At 68.7% G+C, this 17,617-nt stretch carries 5 protein-coding genes; 1 reads left to right on the top strand and 4 read right to left on the bottom strand.

Annotated features, from left to right (window positions below):
- Positions 1–267: 267 nt before the first annotated feature.
- The 3 genes from WT24_RS17960 to WT24_RS17950 all read right to left on the bottom strand — a co-directional run bounded on the left by WT24_RS17960 (position 268) and on the right by WT24_RS17950 (position 2,823).
- The gene (locus WT24_RS17960; protein WP_060035308.1) at positions 268–981 is read right to left on the bottom strand and encodes a dienelactone hydrolase family protein; all 714 of its coding nucleotides are present in this window, start codon (positions 979–981) and stop codon (positions 268–270) included.
- Positions 982–1,257: 276 nt separating this feature from the next.
- Positions 1,258–1,569 carry a DUF4148 domain-containing protein gene (locus WT24_RS17955; RefSeq protein ID WP_060035306.1) on the bottom strand — a complete coding sequence of 104 codons (312 nt, stop codon included), beginning with the start codon at positions 1,567–1,569 and terminating at the stop codon, positions 1,258–1,260.
- A 288-nt stretch (positions 1,570–1,857) separates the two neighbouring features.
- Positions 1,858–2,823: a GlxA family transcriptional regulator gene (locus tag WT24_RS17950; protein ID WP_059503473.1), complete on the bottom strand. Its 966-nt coding sequence runs from the start codon at positions 2,821–2,823 to the stop codon at positions 1,858–1,860.
- Between the two features lie 173 nt (positions 2,824–2,996).
- Between WT24_RS17950 and WT24_RS17945 the strand changes: the two genes are divergently transcribed.
- On the top strand, positions 2,997–3,638 hold the full coding sequence (locus tag WT24_RS17945) for an HD domain-containing protein (protein ID WP_060035304.1): 642 nt from the start codon (positions 2,997–2,999) through the stop codon (positions 3,636–3,638).
- A gap of 18 nt (positions 3,639–3,656) precedes the next feature.
- Here WT24_RS17945 and WT24_RS17940 read toward each other — a convergent pair whose 3' ends face one another.
- Positions 3,657–17,336 carry an LWXIA domain-containing protein gene (locus WT24_RS17940; protein ID WP_060035302.1) on the bottom strand — a complete coding sequence of 4,560 codons (13,680 nt, stop codon included), beginning with the start codon at positions 17,334–17,336 and terminating at the stop codon, positions 3,657–3,659.
- Positions 17,337–17,617 lie beyond the last annotated feature (281 nt).

Here is a 17,617-nt window from a genome sequence, read left to right as displayed (position 1 = left end):
GTCGACCTGTACCGCGCACTCGGCGGCGGCTGGATCCAGCGCGCCGGCGAAGCGCCGCGCGCGCCGGATGCGCCGGTTGATTACGACAAGGCGGCCGCTCCGGCGCCTGCGTCGGCAATTGTGACGAACGGGTAAGCGCGACGCACGGCAGGAGCGGCAGAGCCGCGTCCGTTCATCGAACCGAACGGTTGTGAAAACGAACACGCCACGGACGCAAATCCGTGGCGTGCTCTTTTGTACCGTCGCCGCGCGGGGAGCGGCGTTACGTTACGCCGGCTTTGTCCAAAGCGTCCGGCCGAAGAACGTGAGCGTGCGATCCCACGCCATTTGCGACCACACCGGATCGAACTGCGTGCCGGCGATGCGGCCGGGGCCTACGGCCGTTTCGTTCGCGAACGCATGGTGTGCGAGATAGCGATGGAATTCGAAGCCGACCTTCGCATCGGTGAGCTTCTTTTCCAGTGCGTCGACCTGGTCGATCTTGAAGAACGCATCCTGCGTGCCCCAGTGGCCCATCAGCGGCACCTTGAGCTTGGCCGGGTCGAGGTAGTCGAGCGGGGGAAGCCCGTACCACGTGACGCCGGCATCCGCTTCGGCATGTTGCAGCGACAGCAGCGTGAGGGCGCCGCCCATGCAGAAGCCCGTCACCGCAACGCGCGGCGCCTTCGTCTTCAGGTACGCGACCGCGCCCGGAATGTCCTGCGACGCGGCGTCGCCGAAATCGAGGCCGGTCATCAGGTGGTGCGCTTCCTCCTCCTCGACCGTCGACTTGCCGCGATACAGGTCGGGCACGAGCGCGAAGTAGCCGCAGCGCGCGAGGCGATCCGCGACGCCGCGGATCTGGTCGTTCAGCCCCCACCATTCCTGGATGACGACGACCGCGGGCGCGCCTTCGGTCCGTGCCGGCGTGGCGAGATAGCCCTGCAGTTCCTGGCCGTCCGGGCGGCGAAACGTGATCATGGAACCGGATGTTTGAGACATGAAACCGCTCCTTTTCGAAAAATGCGCCGAGTGCGATATCGGGCCGACCAGCGGGCGTCGAGGTACCGCTCGCATGTGCGCTGGCCGACACCGACCACGCGGCCATTCTATGCGCAAACACCGGACGCTTGCGTGAACGGCACCGCGCGGCACGCGGCCGGCAAAGGCAGCGGGTGGCCGGAAAACGAACACCCCGCCCCGATGAACGGGAGCGGGGTGTCGCGTGTACGGCGTGCGTATCGGAATACGCAGGAAATATGCCGGCGCGTATCCGGCTTACTGGCCGAAATAGATCGAGTCGCGGCCTTCCTGCTTGACTGCGATCGCGCGGCCGGCACGCGCGCTCGCGGCTGCTTGCGCGCCGTAGCCGGCTTCATCGGCGTTCGTCACGCGGGCCTGGGCGGTCTGCAGCGCACGCGGGTAATACTGATCGGACACTTCGGGCTTGTAGCCGGCCCGTTCGAGCTGGACGAGTTCCGCACGCACCTGGGCGCGCGTCAGCTGGCCCGACGGGTTCGATTGGGCGAATGCGCCATACGATGCGGACAGGGCAGTTGCGGCGACGACAGCGGTGATGAACGACTTCATGGTGACCTCCGGTTCTGTTGATTTCTCGCTTCGCTCGTGACGTTCAGCGGTTGATTGCATCGTAACGATCGCGTTACCGGTCGGAAATACGCGTTGCGGCGAATCATTATTGCAACTGGGTAAACGATTCGCGCGGCATGGGATTTCATCTGAAGATTGCCGGCGCGAGGGAGCAGGCGCGTGGCCTTCTGGGAACGATAGGGTCGATCGGTGAAGCAGCAGTGGAATGGACGGTTGAATCGCATTCCGAATTATTTCGGCGAGCCTGCCGGCATTGCGCGTTCCGCATCACGCAGTCAGGGTCGCCTGCCGCTTCCGGTATTCGGCGGGGGTAATGCCGACGTGCCGGGTGAACGCTCGCCTGAGCGTATCGACGTTCGCGAAGCCGCATTTCGCGGCGACCTGCTTCGGCGTGTCGTGGCCGTTCTCGAGTAGCTGGCGCGCGGCCGAGATGCGGGTCGCCTCGACCCATGCTGCCGGCGTCATGCCGACTTCCGCGCGGAACAGTCGCGCGAAATGGCGCGGGCTCATGCCCGCATGCTTCGCCATCCCGGCCACCGAATGCTCGAGTTCCGGGTGGGCGGCGATCCAGCGCTGGACTTCCTGCAGAACGGAACGCCCGGCGGGGCGTGCCTCGCCGTTGCGGCTGAACTGGAGCTGCCCACCCGGGCGCTTGAAGAACATCACCAGTTGCGCGGCGACGCGCCGCGCGATCTCGCGGCCGAGATCCTCCTCGACCAGTGCGAGTGCGAGATCGAGCCCCGCCGTGACGCCGGCGCCGGTGCGCAGCTTGCCGTCGCGTACGTACAGTGCGTCGGCGTCGACGGTGACGGACGGATACGCTTTGGCGAGTGCATCGGCGGCGGCCCAGTGCGTGGTCAGGTGGCGTCCTTTCAACAGGCCGGTGGCCGCGAGGAGGAACGCGCCGGTGCAGATCGAGCCGTAGCGCCTGCTTTGCACGGCCGCCGAGCGCAGCCACGCGAGGACGTCGGTGCGCAATACGATCCGGCCGGCGTGCGGCGCGCCGGCGACCAGCAGCGTGTCGAGGCGTTCCGGGACATCAGGCGCGATCCAGTCGGGCAGCACCCGTGCGCCGGACGAACTGCAAATCGGCCCGGGCCCGCTCGCGATGACCCGCAACGTGTAGAACGGCTTGCCGCACTCGGTGTTTGCTTGCGCGAACACGTCGAGCGGCGCGGAGACGTCGAGCAGTTGAACGCCCGTAACGGCGAAAATACCCACGACCTTCGGCATGATCGATTGCATGTGGTATCGAACACGATGCGCAGCAGTATAGGGGCGCTTCTTTCGCCGTGCAGGCGCCGTGTCCGTTCGTCGCGCGAAATGGCAGGATCGGGCGTGATACGTCCATAGGAGACATCGACCGGAATCCGGAAAATCGAGGATGTCTTCCATGGAGGTCGATCATGACTGTGAACGTTGCCGGCATCACCCTTCCCGATACGCGTCTGACGCGCGAGATCACCGAGCTCGTGCGCGATACCGAGTCCGAGCTGCTGTTCCACCATTCGAGCCGAGTGTTCTATTTCGCGGCGCTGGCGGGCCGGCGGCGCGGGCTCGAGTACGACCCCGAGCTGCTCTATTGCGGCTGCATGTTCCATGACATGGGACTCACGCACCGGCACAGCAGCGCATGCGAGCGCTTCGAAGTGGACGGCGCGAATGCCGCGCGCGACTTTCTGAAGGGCAACGGGATTTCGCAACAGGACATCGATATCGTGTGGACCGCGATCGCTTTGCACACCACACCTGGCATCCCGCAGCACATGCATCCGGTCGTCGCGCTGGTCACGGCGGGCGTCGAGATGGACGTGCTGGGCCTCACTTACCCGGAATACAGCGATATCGAGCGGGAAGCGGTCGTGCGCGCGCATCCGCGCACGCCGCATTTCAAGGAGGACATCATTCAGGCGTTCTACGACGGCATCAAGCACAAGCCCGACACGACGTTCGGCAACGTGAAGGCCGACGTGCTCGCGGACAAGGATCCGCATTTCCGTGCGGGCAACTTCTGCAGCGTGATCCGGTCGTCCGCGTGGACCGGCTGAGCGGCGGGCTGGCGCGCATCAGCCGACGTTGATCGACTGCCCGACACGCAGCATGTTCGGCGCCGACGCCAGGCCCGGATTCAACTGCAAGATCTCGTTCAGCGCGCGCGCATCCTGCTGGTCGCGCGTCATCGCCTTGCGGTCGTCCGGCGGCACGTGCGCCGCGTCCAGCAGCGACTGGCGATGCGCGTCGGCGATCACCCACAGCGAATCTCCTGCCACGACGATGTACGGCTGCGCGGCCTGCGACGGCTGCGCGGAGGGCTGCGCGGGCACCGTATTGCCCGTCGTGCCGGTCCCGGGCGGCTGCGTTGCGGTCGTGCCCGGCGCGAGGCCGGCCGTCGGCGTGCCGGCGGTCGGCTGCGGCGGCTGGTGTGACGGCGGCGGCGACGCCGGCGTCGACTGCGGCTTGTGCGGCGACGATCCCGAGCCACCCGACGGCGGGCCGAAGAACAGGCTCTGCAATTGCGTGAAACCCCAGATCCCGATCGGCACGAGGATGAGTGCGGTCGGGTATTTCTTGACCCAGCGCGTCGCGTTCGGGAAATGGGTGTTCAGGCGCGCGCCGAGCAGCATTGCCGTGGACGTCGCGGCCGTTGCCGCGAGCCCGTAGTGCCCTTTGTCGTATTGCGCGATCGTGCCTGCGATACCGCTCGCGACGCCGACGAAATCCGACGTCGAATCGATCAGGCGTACGACGCGGCTGCGCTTGTCCGCGTTCACGCGGTGCGCGCTGACCGCATAGACGAGGCCCGAATACGTCGCGGCGAGCCCCGCGCTCGCGGTCGTCAGCGCACCCGCGACGGTCGGCGCGGTCATGAGCCCGTGCACGCCGACGGCGATCGTCCCGGAATAGCCGACGATCGCGCTGCCGCGCCCGACGAGACCGAGGAACCGGCGGGAATTGCCGTGATGCAGCTGTGTGAGCGACGTGCCGCCGACCATGCCCTGCATGTTCGCGAGCAGATCGACCGACAATTCCTTGATCTGCGCGGCCGCATCGTCGAAGCCGATGAGCCCCTGCCGATGCATTTCGACGAGGTGGCTCGCCTTCACGCGCGTTTCGTTCGTGAGCAGGTCGAGCTGTTCGAGCCGTGCCGGGTTGTAGCCGTGCACCGGCGCGGTCAGCTGCTGTGCGAGCGAGCGCTGCAGGCGGTCGAGCACGTCGTGCACCGCGCGCGGGTCGCCGCTCTGCAGGCTCTGCACCGCGCCCTGGTGCATCGCACCGAATACGCGGCCCGCGCGCGCGCCGACGAACAGCGCGGTGTTCGCGTGGGTCAGCGCATCCGAGCTCATCACGGTCATGCCATTGAACACGTTCAGCGCCACGAGCGAGCTGGCGCCGGCCACCGTGCCGCCGAAGCCCAGCGACCACGCCCAGTCGCGCTTGCCGAACGACGGCCGGTGAACGCGCAGCGCGTTGAGCTGCGCGAGCGCGGCCTCCTGCGGGTTGCCGCGCTGGTGGCTCGGCTGCGCGGCGATGTCGCGGTTCACGATGACGGGCTTGGTTTCGTCGATCGCGAGTTTCGGATCGGCGGCCACCGCGCGCCAGAACGCGGTGCTCGATGCATTCGGGTTCGCATGCGCGTCGATCTTGCGTGCGGTATCGGGCTTGCCGTACAGGCTCAGCCAGCGCTTGCCGGCATCGCGCGCGCGCGCTTCGGCCCGGTTGGCGGGATCGGCGGTATTCCAGTAGTTTTCCTTCGCATAAGTGATCGTTGCCTGCCGTGCGCGGTCCATCAGCGCCGTCGTGTTCCCTTCGTACAGATCGGCGCGCAATTGCGCGAGCTGGTCGGGCTTCAGCCCATTCGCAAGACCGACGCGTTCGACTTCGGCGAACAGCACCTGATGCTGGTTCGCGAGCGTCTGCGCGCCGACCCGTTCGAACACGCGCGTGAGCGCGTCGGCACCATGCAGGCGTGCGAGGTTGTCGGGCGCATGCAGCTTGTATTCGACGAGCTTGCGGGCGAGTGCGGCGGTCAGGTCCTGGTTCGCGACGAAGTCCGAGCCGTGCGTCGCATACGACAGCCCGAGATGAACCCAGTCGAGTTCCTTGCGCTCGAGCACGGCCTCGACGAGCTTCAGGTGGCCGTCGCCCGGCGCCGGTTCGAGCACGGCGTCCCAGCCGTGGAACGTCACCATCACATGCGGCGCGGTCGCGCCGGTGTGTTGCCGCGCCCACGTTTCGAGCGCGTCGAACGTGCGCACGTAGTCGTGGTACGCATCGTTGGTGCCCGCCAGCGTGCGCTGGTCCTCGGCCGACACGAGCGCGCGCGACGGCGCGGTTTCGAGACGCAGCACGAAGCCGCCTTCGGACGCCGCGTCGAGCCATTTGTACAGGTGGCCGAGGTCGTCGAGTTCGAGGTGGCGGCCCGTGCCGTCGATGTCGATTCGCGCGTTCGCTTCGTCGAACTGCGCGTTGTCGAGCTTGCCGAGTTCGCGCACGCGGCGGATGAAGGCGGGGTCGTGTTTGCGGCCGAGCGCGGCGGCCAGCGAATACGGATCGACCGCGACCGACACCACCGGCATCGCACCGCCGTAGCGTTTCACGAGTGCGAGCATCTCGGCGGGATCGTCGCGCAACGTGAAGCCGCGCGCCATCAGCGCGAGGCGATCCTGGATCTCGGGTTTCGCGCGGCCATAGGCCTGCAGCGCATGCCGGTCCGCGGCCCGTGCGATCGACAGATAGGTGATCGCGCGCTTCGCATGGCGCGACACCACGTTCGCCGCATGGTCGGGCCGCGACAGCGGGCCGCGCCACGGCATGCTCGACGCATCGCGCGCGAGCCGCAACGGGATGCCGAGCGCCTTCATCATCACGCTGTCGGCCATCATCACCTGGCGTGTGGTGCCGAGATCGAGCGGCTCGCCGGTGCGGCCCGCGAACGCCTTCACGCGCTCGTGCTCGGGGAACCAGTGATCGACCTTCGCCTTGCCGAAGCGAAGGATCCATTCGGCGACCGTCGCGCTCGTCAGGCCGGGCTGATAGGTCTTGATGCTGAACGGTTTGCCGGCCGGCGCGGCCTGCGGCGCGGGCGACGCGGCCGGGGCGGGCGCCGCCGGCGTGTTCTGCTTGCCTTTCTTGCCCTTGCCGCGCGCGGGCTTTTTCGGCTTCGCGGCGGGGCCGGCGGACGCAGTGCCGGACGCCGGATCGCCGGCAAGTATGGCCTGCTGGTTCTTCGCGGCTGTCAGTTCGGCCGCGATGCGGCTCTCCAGTACTCCGAACGGCGCGGACGATTCCGCCGCGGCCTTCCGCAACTGCTTGTCGAGTTCCGCTTGTTTCAGCGCATAGGCCGCGACCTGCGTCGGCCGCGTGCGCGCATCGAATTCCGCCGGGTCGAGCCGCGTCACGAGAAAGTGCCGGCCCGAGCCGTCCGGACCGCCGCCGATCTTCGTCTTGTCGAGGTCGACGCCTGGCTTGCTCTTGTCGGCGAAATGCGCGGCATCGTCGAACCATTGCAGCGTGCCGTCGCGGGTCGCGAGGATGCCGTCCGGCTGGTGCAGCGTGTCGATCAGCGCGCCTTCCGTGCCGTAGACGTAGATGAAGTATTCGGGGCCGACCTGGCCGAGATCGATCACGCGCCGCAGATGCAGCGTGTTCGCGCCGCTGAAATCGTGCACGTCGTCGGCCGATTTCGGCAGCAGGTTCGGCGCGACCCACCGGTTGGCGAGCGGCGTCGCGCCGGCGGGCGGCTTGCCTCTCGACTGAATCTTGCCGAGCCGGCGCTGTACGCGGTCGCTCGTTTTCATCGACGGCGGCTTTTGCTCGGCGATCGGCAACACCCGCTCGGCCGGCTCGAAGCCGCCATAGCGGGACACTACCGATTCCGGTAGCGAGGTCGGCACGAACACGACGCCCCGCCGGCCGTCGGGCAGGCCGCGTGCGCGGCGCCGGAAGGCGGTGCCGAGATCCTGCTCGCCGATCGACGCGTCGCCGACCGAGGTTTTCTCGTGATAGGTCCAGCCGCTCCCACCTTGCTTGGGCACGGCGTAGCCGAGCACCTTGCCGGTCTTCCTGTCTACCGCGAAGATCGTCGCGCTGTCGTCCGCGGCCTTCGCGGCCGCCTTGGGACGCTTGAATTGCGGTGCATCGGCGAGTTCGCCGATCTGCTCGACGACCTCCTGCGCAGGCGCGTCGCCGGAAGGCTCGGCATTCCACACGCGCTTCGAGTCCACGGCTTCGATCTTTGCCGCGCCGCCGAATTGCCGCAGCTCGTCGAGCGGCACGGGCGACAGGTAGAAGTCGAATTTCGCGCGTGCTTCATGCGGCGTTTCGCTGCCGCTGCGCTTGCGTGGGCGTGTGCCCGGATAGAGCGCGTCGCGCAAGTCGTGCGACGGCGTGCCGCCGGGGTCGGCCGATTCGACCTGACCGGGCTGGCCGTGGGCATCGGTGGTCAGGCTCGCGACGAACTCGGGTTGCGGATGCGTGCCGTCGTCCGCCGGCCGGTCGGCATGCTTCGCGATCAGCACGTGGGCGTTGGGGCCCGCGTATTGCGCGAGGTCGCGGATGTCGGCCAACTGTGTGCCGTCGATCCGCTTCAGGTCGCGTTTGCCGTGCGCATCCAACCAGTCGGCCGCGCGCGCTTCGGGCGTGAGCGCGGGGGCGGCCGGCAGGAACGACGACGGGTCCGGCACCGGCCACATCATCATCGACGGCATCGTCGGCGGTGCCGCACCGGTTCGCCCGGCGTCGCCGTCGCGCAGCGCCTGCTCGGCCTGCGCGCGATACAGCGCACGGTAGACGGGGTTGCCGGGCAGCGACGTCTGTGCGTTACCGAACGCGTCGGCGAGGCGCGCGAGGCCGGCTGCGTCGCCCGGCATCACATGATCGGCTTCGCGCGCGATCGCGTCGGGCAGCACCGCGTGCTCGGCGATGTCGATGCCGGTCGATGCGAGGATCTGCTTGCGCACCGCAAATGCGTTGGCCTGCGCGCGCGCCTCGGCGCGCAGCGCGCTTTCCGCGTACGCATCGGGGCTGCTGGTGTCGAGGTCGAGCCGGTTCGTCGCCACGTCGACCGCGTGACCGACCTCGTGTGCGAGCACGTAGACGATCGTGCCGGTGTTGCGCAGGCCGCCGTCGATCACGATCCGGCGCCGTTCGGCATCGACCTTGCTACCCGCGCCCGCGCGGCCTTGCACGATCTCCCAGCGGCCGGGGTTCAGCAGCCGCAGTTGGTCGGCGAGCAGGCTCGACTGGTCGGCCAGCGCATAGGCGGCATCGGGCAGCGGCGCACCGCCGAACCACATCCGGATGCGCGTGAAGAGCGACGGCTTCTGGACGAATGCACCGTCCGGCAGCGACTCGCCGATCAGCGGGTGCGCGAGTTCGACGTGGCCATTGGCGATGCCGCGTTCGAGCGGCTGGATGACGGCATCGATCATTCCGGGCGTGCGGTTGGTCGCCGGGTCCGGATGCGGAATCAGGACGGAAGGGTCGCTGAAGTAGAACTCGCCGCTCGCATCGAACAAACCTTCGAAATCGAACGACAGGCCGTGCCGCGCGGCAAGCTCGCGCATCGCGGCGAGCTGCCGCATCGATTCGCGCGTCACGCGTTTCGGCAGGATGCCCTGCATCACGTCGAGGCTGCCGAGCTCGGCCAGCGGGCTGTACAGCACCGCGACGCGCCCGTGGTAGGTGAACGGCCCGTCGACCGTGACCGTGCGCATGCCGAGCTGCGTCAACTGGTCGAGCCCGCGCTTTTCGTGGGCGAGCATCGTGCGCGCCTTGTCGCCGCTGGCGTCGAACACGCCGATCGCATTGCGCTTGCCGAGTTCGAATACCGCCTTCGCGGTGCCCGCGCCGAGGAACGGGCCGAGCAGCGCGTCGGGATCGATGCGCCGCGACGGATCGCCGGCGACGTGCAGCCCGTGCTCGTCGACGGCGAGCGCGCCCGCATCGATCCGTTCGCGCGGCGACGGCGTGTAGCGCGTCCATGCGCTCGGGCCGCCGAACTGCATGCGCTGCGTGCCGTCGCTGCGCGGCTCGCCGAGCGTGCGGACCGTGCCGCTGTCGGGCACGTAGATCGTGCGTTGCCCGAGGTTCGCGAGCCACGCGGCGTGTGCCGCGCCGCCTTCGCCCGCGAGGACGATGGATGCGCCGGCCCGTGCGGGCGTGAACGCGTGGCGATGATCGATCGAATAGTCGACGGGCGTGGCGGGGCGGCCGCGTGCGTCGAGCAGGCCGCCGGCCGCATCGGTCCGCGCGTGGACGAGCGTCAGCGGCTCGCCGTTCGCATAGGACACCGGACCGTTGCGCGAGAAGGACAGCTTCGGCGAGCCGCCGCCGAACCAGCGGCGCGGAAACGGCGATGCACGGTCCGCGTGCGCGAGGCTCCACTGCGCCTGTTCGTCGAGCGTGCGCGGCAATCGTGCGCCGCCGCTGCCGCCGGACGATTCGGTCGTGTGCGGCGCCGGCATGCTCGGCGATGCGCTGCCCGATTGTTGCTGCCGGTCCCACGCGCGGCCATAGAACGCACCGTAGCGTTCGCCGTCGCGGCCCGATACGGGAGCGCTGCCGAATGCGTCGGCGAGGCGCGCGAGGCCGGCTTCGTCGCCCGGCATCACATGATCGGCTTCGCGCGCGATCGCATCGGGAAGCACCGCGTGCTCGGCAATGTCGACGCCGGTCGATTCGAGGATCTGCTTGCGCACCGCGAACGCGTTGGCTTGTGCGCGTGCTTCGGCGAGCAGCGTGCTTTGCACGTACGCTTCCGGGCTGCTGGTGTCGAGCCCGAGCCGGTCGTTCGACACGTCGGCCGCGTGACCGGCTTCGTGCGCGAGCGTATAGACGAGCGTGCCGGTGCCGCGCAGGCCGCCGTCGATCACGATCCGGCGCTGGTCGACCTCGGTGCGGCTGCCGCGTCCCGCGCGGCCCCACACGATCTGCCAGCCATCCGACTTCAGCAGCCGCATCTGGTCGGCGAGCAGGCTCGACTGGCCGGCGAGCGCATAGGCGGCATCGGGTAGCGGCGCGCCGCCGAACCACATCCGGATGCGCGTGAAGAGCGACGGCTTCTGGACGAATGCGCCTTCCGGCAGCGATTCGGCGATCGCGGGATGCGCGAGCACGATGCTGCCGTTGTCGATGCCGCGTTCGAGCGGCGCGATGACGTTGTCGATTTCCTCGAGCGTGGCGTCGATTTCCTCGCGGTCGTCCGTGCGGAATACGGTGGCCGGGTCGCTGAAATAGAAGTCGCCGCGCGCGTCGAACAGCCCCTGGAAATCGAACACCAGACCATCGCGCTTGACGATCTCGCGCATTTCCGCGAGCTGTCGCATCGATTCGTGCGTGACACGTGACGGCAACGCGCCGAGCGAGACGGCGCGGCTGCTGAGCTCGGCGAGCGGATGGTAGAGGATCCCGATCCGGTTGCCGACCGAGAACGGGCCGTCGATGGTCAACGTGCGCATGCCGTAGCGGCGCAGCAGGTCGAGTCCGTTGCGTTCGGTATCGAGCGCGTCGTAATGATTCGCGAGCTGGCCGTCGCGCGGCCGCGCGGGGTCGACGTCGTACAGGCCGATCGCGTTGCGCTTGCCGAGTTCGAACACGCTCTTCTCGATACCGGCCCCCAGGAACGGACCGATCAGCGCTTGCGGGTCCAGCCGCCGTGACGGGGCGCCTGCGACGTGCAGGCCGTTCGCGTCGACGGAGAGTTCGCCGTAGTCGATTCGCTCGCGCGGCGACGGCGCATAGCGGGTCCATGTGGGTGCGTAATCGAATCGCGCCTGCGCGCGCATGCTGCCCGGGTCGCCCATGGCCGCGTCGAACGCGCGGATGGTACCGCCGTCCGGCACGTAGACCGGCCGTTGCCAGGTGTTCGTGAGCCATGCCGCGGCGGCGTGGCCGTTGTCGGCAGCCAGGACCAGCGCGTAGCCGCTGCCGGCGCTGGTCGACGTGCCGGCGAGGAAGTGCGCGATCGAAAAGTCGACGTGCCGTGCGGGGCGGCCCTGTGCGTCGAGCAACTGGCCAGTGGCATCGGTTCGGCCGCGGATGATCGTCACCGGTTCTTCGATTCCCGACGACGTGCGTTCGTCCAGGAAGCGCAGCGTCATCTGTTGCGGCTCGTTGCGCCCGCGTTCGGCGAACGGCGAGATCGGCTCCGCGTGCGCGAGGCTCCATTGCACCTGTTCCTCGAGCGTGCGCGGCAGGTGCGCGCCACCGGACGATTCGGTCGTGTGCGGCGCCGGCATCCGGCGCGGGGCGCCGCCGCCGCGTTTCTGCTTGTCCCAGATGCCGTCGTAGAAGGCCTGGTACGTCTCGCCGCGGCGGCCCGACACCGGCGCATCGGCGAACGCGTCGGCAAGCCGTGCGACCGTGCCCGCATAGTCGCTCGACGGCGTCCAGCGGTCGGCCTCGTGCTGGAGCGCGTCGGGCAGCGTCGTGTTCGCCGCGATGTCGCCGCCGCCTGCGAGATCGATCTCGTAGCGTGCCTCGAACGCGTTGATCTGCGCGCGCGCTTCGGCTTCGAGCGCCTTGCGCGTGAAGCGGCTGCGGCCGCTGTAGTCGAGCGAATCCAGCGTGCCGTCGATCGCCTCGACCGCATGCTTGGCCTCGTGCGCGAGCGTGTACGTGATGCTGCCCGAATCGTGCAGTCCGCCGTCGATCGTCACGCGGCGCCGCTTCGGATCGATCCGGCTGCCGCCGCCGCGCTTGCCGAGGCTCACGCGCCAGCCGGCATCGCTCAGCATCCGCAACTGCTGCGTGAGCGTGTCCGATTGCTGCGCGAGCGCGTGGACCGCGTCCGGCAGCGGCGCGCCGCCGAAACGCATTTGCAGCCGCGTGAACAGGCCCGGGCCGGCGAGCGCCGGGTCCGGCGGCGCTTCGGTGGTTTCCGGGTGCGCAGCGGCCGGTAGCGTGCGGGCGTCGGCCCGTGCATCGCGGGCCGGCTTCGGCCGGGATGCGTCGCGCGCGTCGTTCGCCGCTTGCGACGCGGATCGTTCGGCCGGCTTGACGAGCACTACGATGCGGTTCGGTGCACTGAATGCGCCGTCCAGCGCACGCGCCGTGCGAGCGGGCGGCTGCGGCAGGGCGGCGTGCGTGTCGGGATCGGCGGCGTTGCGCCGGGCCGTTGCGAGTACGACGACGGTGTCGTCGTTCGCGGGCGGAGGCGCGCGGCGCGTGGCGGGCGCTTCCGGATTCGTCGCGGGCGGCTCGGTTTCGATGACGCCCGTCGCATCGGCGTGCGCCGCCTGCGCGCTCGTGCCGACGACACGGCCGCCTGCCGTCGCTGCATCGGGAGCGGGCGGGTAGCGCGTGAGCGGCGCGTCGGCGCGCAGCGTGCCGTCCGGGTGCAGCGCGTCCGGCGCGGCCGCGAATACCGGCCGCTGCCAGCGATTCGCGAGTTCGGGCGCGACGTGCGCGTCCGCCGCATCGGCGATGACGACGATCGGTTCCGCGACGTCGGCGGGCAGCGCGCTTACCGCGCGCGGCCGCGCCGCCTCGGGCGTGGCCGCTGCCGGGTCCTCGCCGTTCCGCACGATGAAGAGCGTGTGTTCGCCATAGTCGAGCGCGTCGACCGACGGGCCGCGCGGCACCGACACGCCGGCCGGGTCGAGCGTCGCGGGCCGGGAGGCCGGATCGGCGTCGGTCAGGTCGATCACGCGGACCGGCGTGCGCGGCGCGACGCTGGCCGGCGCTTCGAGCGCGCCTGCGCCCGGTGCGCCGGGCGCCCGCGCGACGGCCGGATCGTTTTCCGCGCGCAGGTCGCTGCTGCGGCGATTCTGCGCGGCGACGTGCGAATCGGATGCGCGCGTTTCCTGCTGGTCCTCGTCACGCGTGGTCCGTGCTTCGCTCGTGCGCTGCGCGTTGCGTGCGCTGGCGGTCGTGGTCGTGGTCGCGGTGGCCGTGTCGTTCGCTTCGGTGGCGCGCGCAGCGGCTTCGTCGGCCGGCGTGGTTCGCGGCGCGCCGTCGGCCGGCGGCGCCTCGTCGCTTGCCGGCTGTCGCGGGTCGCTGCGCGCCGGGGCGGGCGTTTTCGCGACGAGCTTCGACGGCGCATTGATTTCGCCGTCGCTGCCGAACGACAGCCGGTCGCCCGTTTCCGTGACCGATTCGATCTTCGTGCCTTCGGTCCAGGTCTTGCCGGTCAGCTTGACGATGCTCAGTTCGCCGTTCTCGCCGAGGATCACCGACGTCCCGCGCGGCAGGTTGTTCAGGTCCTTGTTGTTGAGCGAGTCGAGCACGCGCACGGGCATGTTGTCGTAGGTGAGCACCTTGTCGCCCGCCATCAGCGTACCGTCCTTCGCGACCTTGACGTCGACGCCGTCGAGCGACGCGCGCGTCGCGCCGAACGCAAGTTGCGACGGCTCGTTCCTGGTCAGGATTTTCTGCAGCTGCTGGCCGTCGATCGAGATGCGTTCGCCGCCCGCCGAGCGGGCGACCACCGGCCGGCCCGTGACGCGAACCGTCGCGTTGACCACGCGGTCCCGCACGCCTCCCGCGCCCATCAGCGCGACGTTCGTGAAGCCGGACTTGAGCGCATCCCAGCCGTGCTCGCTGTCCCCGTGCGCGAAGTCGATACCGGCTTCGACGAAGCTTTCGCCCGCGGCGCCGACGCCGGTGGCGAGCGACGTGCCGCGCACGATCGCGGTGGTCACTTTCGCGGCCTTCGCCGAGCCGGTGAGGGCGGTGATCGTCTTGCCGAACACTTCCGAGCCCGCGAACTTCGCCGCGCCGGCCGCGCCCATCGGCACGAGGTTGAGCCAGTCGCCGCGCGCGCCGGCGTCGGTGAACGGATTGATGCTCTGGTTGTGTTCCCAGCGCGAGCCGATATCGAGCGCGGATTTCGCCATGCTCGAACCGATCGCCGTGTCCATCATCACCGCGCCCGCGAAGTTCAGCGCGCCGCCGGCGAACGCGCCGACGCCGGTCGCGTCGAGCAGCACGCCGGCGCCTTCCATCAGCAGCCCGAGACCCATCATCCCCAGGTTCACCTTGCCGCCGGTCAGCGTGTTCAGCGCGCTATGGAACCAGTCGTCGTGATGCGCGGCCTTCTGCTGGTACTGCGCGTGGCCGTTGTCGTCGTAGCCGGTCACGAGATCGAGCGTGCCACTCGACGCAAGCTGGTTGTTGTCGAGGTAGTCGCCGATGTCGTCGTAATGCGCGGACGTGTCGTCGACGTACTGGACGTGGCCCTTGCTGTCGGTGACCTTGAAGAGCGCGCTCGTCACCATTCCGGCCGTCTTGTCCGAGTAGATCAGCGGCAGGACGTTGACCTGCGTGTCGCTGCCGCCGCCGAGCTTCAGGATTTCGCCGCGCACCTTGTCGATCGTGTCGAGCTTGTCCTTGTCGGTGTAGCGCACCGTGTCGTCGTTGACGGGCGCGGTGGGCGTGCCCGTGTCCGACGACGGCTGCACGTCGGGCGGCAGCCCGATCGCGGTGCCGATCAGGTTGCGCTGCTCGTTGTCGGTCAGCTTGCCGAAATGGATCGTCGCGGCCTTGTTCGTACTCGCCCCGGCCTGATCGAGCAGCGATTGCGACAGCTCGCCCTGGTGCGCGCGGAAGAAGCCGTCGAGCGCGTTCGAATACGCGTCCTTGTCATGCTGGCTTTGCGGATTGCGCAGGTTCTCGGCGAGGCTCGCATCGAACTGGTCGAGCAGCACCTGCTGATGCGACATCTCGGTCAGCAACTGCAGTTTGTTGACGGTCGCGTCGGCTTGTTGCAGGTCGTTGCGCGCCTGGTCGAGCTGGTCCTGGTACGGATTCGGACGCAGCGGCGTGCGCATCGGAATCTCGTCGCCGTTCACCTCGCGCATGCGCACCGGCGTCGGATTGTTCGCGTACCAGTCGTCGTAGGTTTTCTGTATGTCGGCGAGCTTGCCCTTCAGCACGCCTTGCTGCGTCTTCGCGTTCGCGAGCTGGAATTTCGCGGCCGCATCGTTGAACGTGTTGGACAGCCGGCCGTCGGCCGCGCGCAGCGCGCCCGCGACGACATGGAGCTTTTTCGCGTCGAGCGCGGTCTGGCCGGTCGCGGTGGTCGGCAAGGACGTGTTCGAGCCGGGCGGCTGCAGCACGAACGACGGATTCGTGAACAGCGTCGTGGGCGGCAGCGACGTCGACAGCGCGCCGGGCGGCGCCGACGTGCTCAACGACGATGTCGGCGTCTGCGTCGTCGATGGTGCCGGCGTGCTCGATGTGCTCGGCAGCGACGTGCTCAGCGACGGCGACGGTTGCGCCGACGGTGCCGGCGGCGTTGCAGACGGCGGCGGATTCGTCGACAGCGTCGGCGTCGGGTTCTGCAGCACGAACGGCACCTTTGGCTTGAGCTGCGCGTCGATCTGCGCGCCGGCGTCGTCGTACTGCTGCGCGAGGGTCTGACCGTACGCGACGACGAACCCGTCGTGCGCGAGGCTGGCCTTCTGTTTCGCCTGTGCGAGTGCATCGGACGCGGCGGCGAGGTCGGTGTCGACGGTCGGATGCGGATCGAGCGAGTGCGGATTCGCGGTGTGCCAGTCGTCGGACGCCGATTTCGCGGTGTCGTACTTGCCTTGCAAGTCGTCGACGGTCAACTGCGCGCCGAGCATCTGCATGTAGCTGCCGCTCGTGTTCGCCTGCGTGGTCGCGCGATCGAGCGCGGCCTTGTCGTCTTTCGCCGCGCCGGGCGTCGAGCCGATCAGGCACGCGCTGTCGGCGTCGTACTTCTGCTGCAGCGTCGTGACCTGCTGCGCGTCGAGCGACGCCGCATAGGCCGCGTTCGAGTAATTGGCGATCTTCGCGGCCTGCGCGATATTGGCCTGCACGGCATTCATGTCGACGTTGCCGTTCGCATCGGCTGGCGGCGGATCGGGCAGATCCACCTGCAACTGCAGCGGCGCGAGCGCATCGTTCAGCTTGCCGACGCCGGTATCGATCGCGTCCTTGTACGCGGGATCGGCCATGTACGACTGGAACTGCTTATAGGCGAGATTCGCATTGCTGGCGTCTGCCCAGTACTTCGCCTGAGCCGTTACCGCGCTCGAGGTCGCCGATGGCCAGTCGTCGTAGGCCTGGACCTGGGCGGGCGTCTTGCAATCGCCCTGCTGCGGGACGAAGTTCGGATTCGCCTTCGTCTGGTCGGGGAACAGCTTTTGCAGCGCCGCGAGCTTCGCATCGGCCTGCTGTTGCGCGGGCCCCTCGATTTTGTCGTTCGTCGGGTCGGCGCTGTACTGGTCGGCTTTCGCCTGCTCGCCGTACAGGATCCGGTAGCCGGCGTCGGTCGTCACGTCGAGTTCGCGTTGCGCGGTGTCGGCCGCATCGCGCGCCTTCGTGTAGTTGTCGCGCGCGGCCTTGCGCTCGTCGGGCGTCGCGTCGGGGTCGCGGTTCGTCATCCGCAGCACGCCCTGCGCGCCTTGCAGCGCTTGCTGAGCGTTGTCGTACCGGGTCTGAGCGTCCTGGATCACACCCTGGACGGCGCGCGTCGTGTCGTTGTCGACCGTGATCTCGGGCGGCGCCACGCGATATTGATCGGCCATGCTCTGGAGCAGAGCGGTGGCCGACGCGATTTCGGGGTTGGTCGGCTTGGACGGATCGGTGCCGAGATCGGCCTGCACGGGGATCGGCGGCGTGGTGGTCGGGGTGACCGGGTTGGCCGGACCGTTGTTCGGGCCGTCGTTGGACGTACCGTCCGCATTGCGCGGCGGTTTCGGTGCGAGGTCAGGGGCCAGCGTTTGCGACAGGAAACGCTGCCAGTTCAACCCCAAACCCATTCCGTCGATCGACAACATGCAAGGCTCCCGTCAGGCGCGGCCGTACGCAAGATGCACGCCGCCGGCGCCGCATGGCGCGATTTCGAGTGTACGGAAGCGCTCGGAGCGGACACGGGGGCGATTCGTAGCGCGCGACGAGGGGGAACGGGTCGGTGCGGGGATCGCTACGAGAAGCGATCATGTCCCGATAAGTGCGCGATGCAGAAGGCGGGAGATGAGGCGGCTTGCGTATCGATTCGATCTGGGCCCGGTGTTACAGCTGGCTTTCGGTGATGGTGTGCGCCTTACTTTCTGCTTTC

This window comes from Burkholderia sp. MSMB1078WGS (assembly GCF_001528895.1).
Classification (GTDB): domain Bacteria; phylum Pseudomonadota; class Gammaproteobacteria; order Burkholderiales; family Burkholderiaceae; genus Burkholderia.
Note: the sequence above shows the minus strand (reverse complement) of the source record. Positions and strands in the feature narration are given on the sequence as shown.

Excerpts from the sequence above, each read along its gene's own strand:
- WT24_RS17955 (WP_060035306.1), bottom strand. The coding sequence starts at position 1,569 with ATGAAGTCGTTCATCACCGCTGTCGTCGCCGCAACTGCCCTGTCCGCA.
- WT24_RS17945 (WP_060035304.1), top strand. The coding sequence starts at position 2,997 with ATGACTGTGAACGTTGCCGGCATCACCCTTCCCGATACGCGTCTGACG.
- WT24_RS17940 (WP_060035302.1), bottom strand. The coding sequence starts at position 17,336 with ATGTTGTCGATCGACGGAATGGGTTTGGGGTTGAACTGGCAGCGTTTC.
- WT24_RS17960 (WP_060035308.1), bottom strand. The coding sequence starts at position 981 with ATGTCTCAAACATCCGGTTCCATGATCACGTTTCGCCGCCCGGACGGC.
- WT24_RS17950 (WP_059503473.1), bottom strand. The coding sequence starts at position 2,823 with ATGCCGAAGGTCGTGGGTATTTTCGCCGTTACGGGCGTTCAACTGCTC.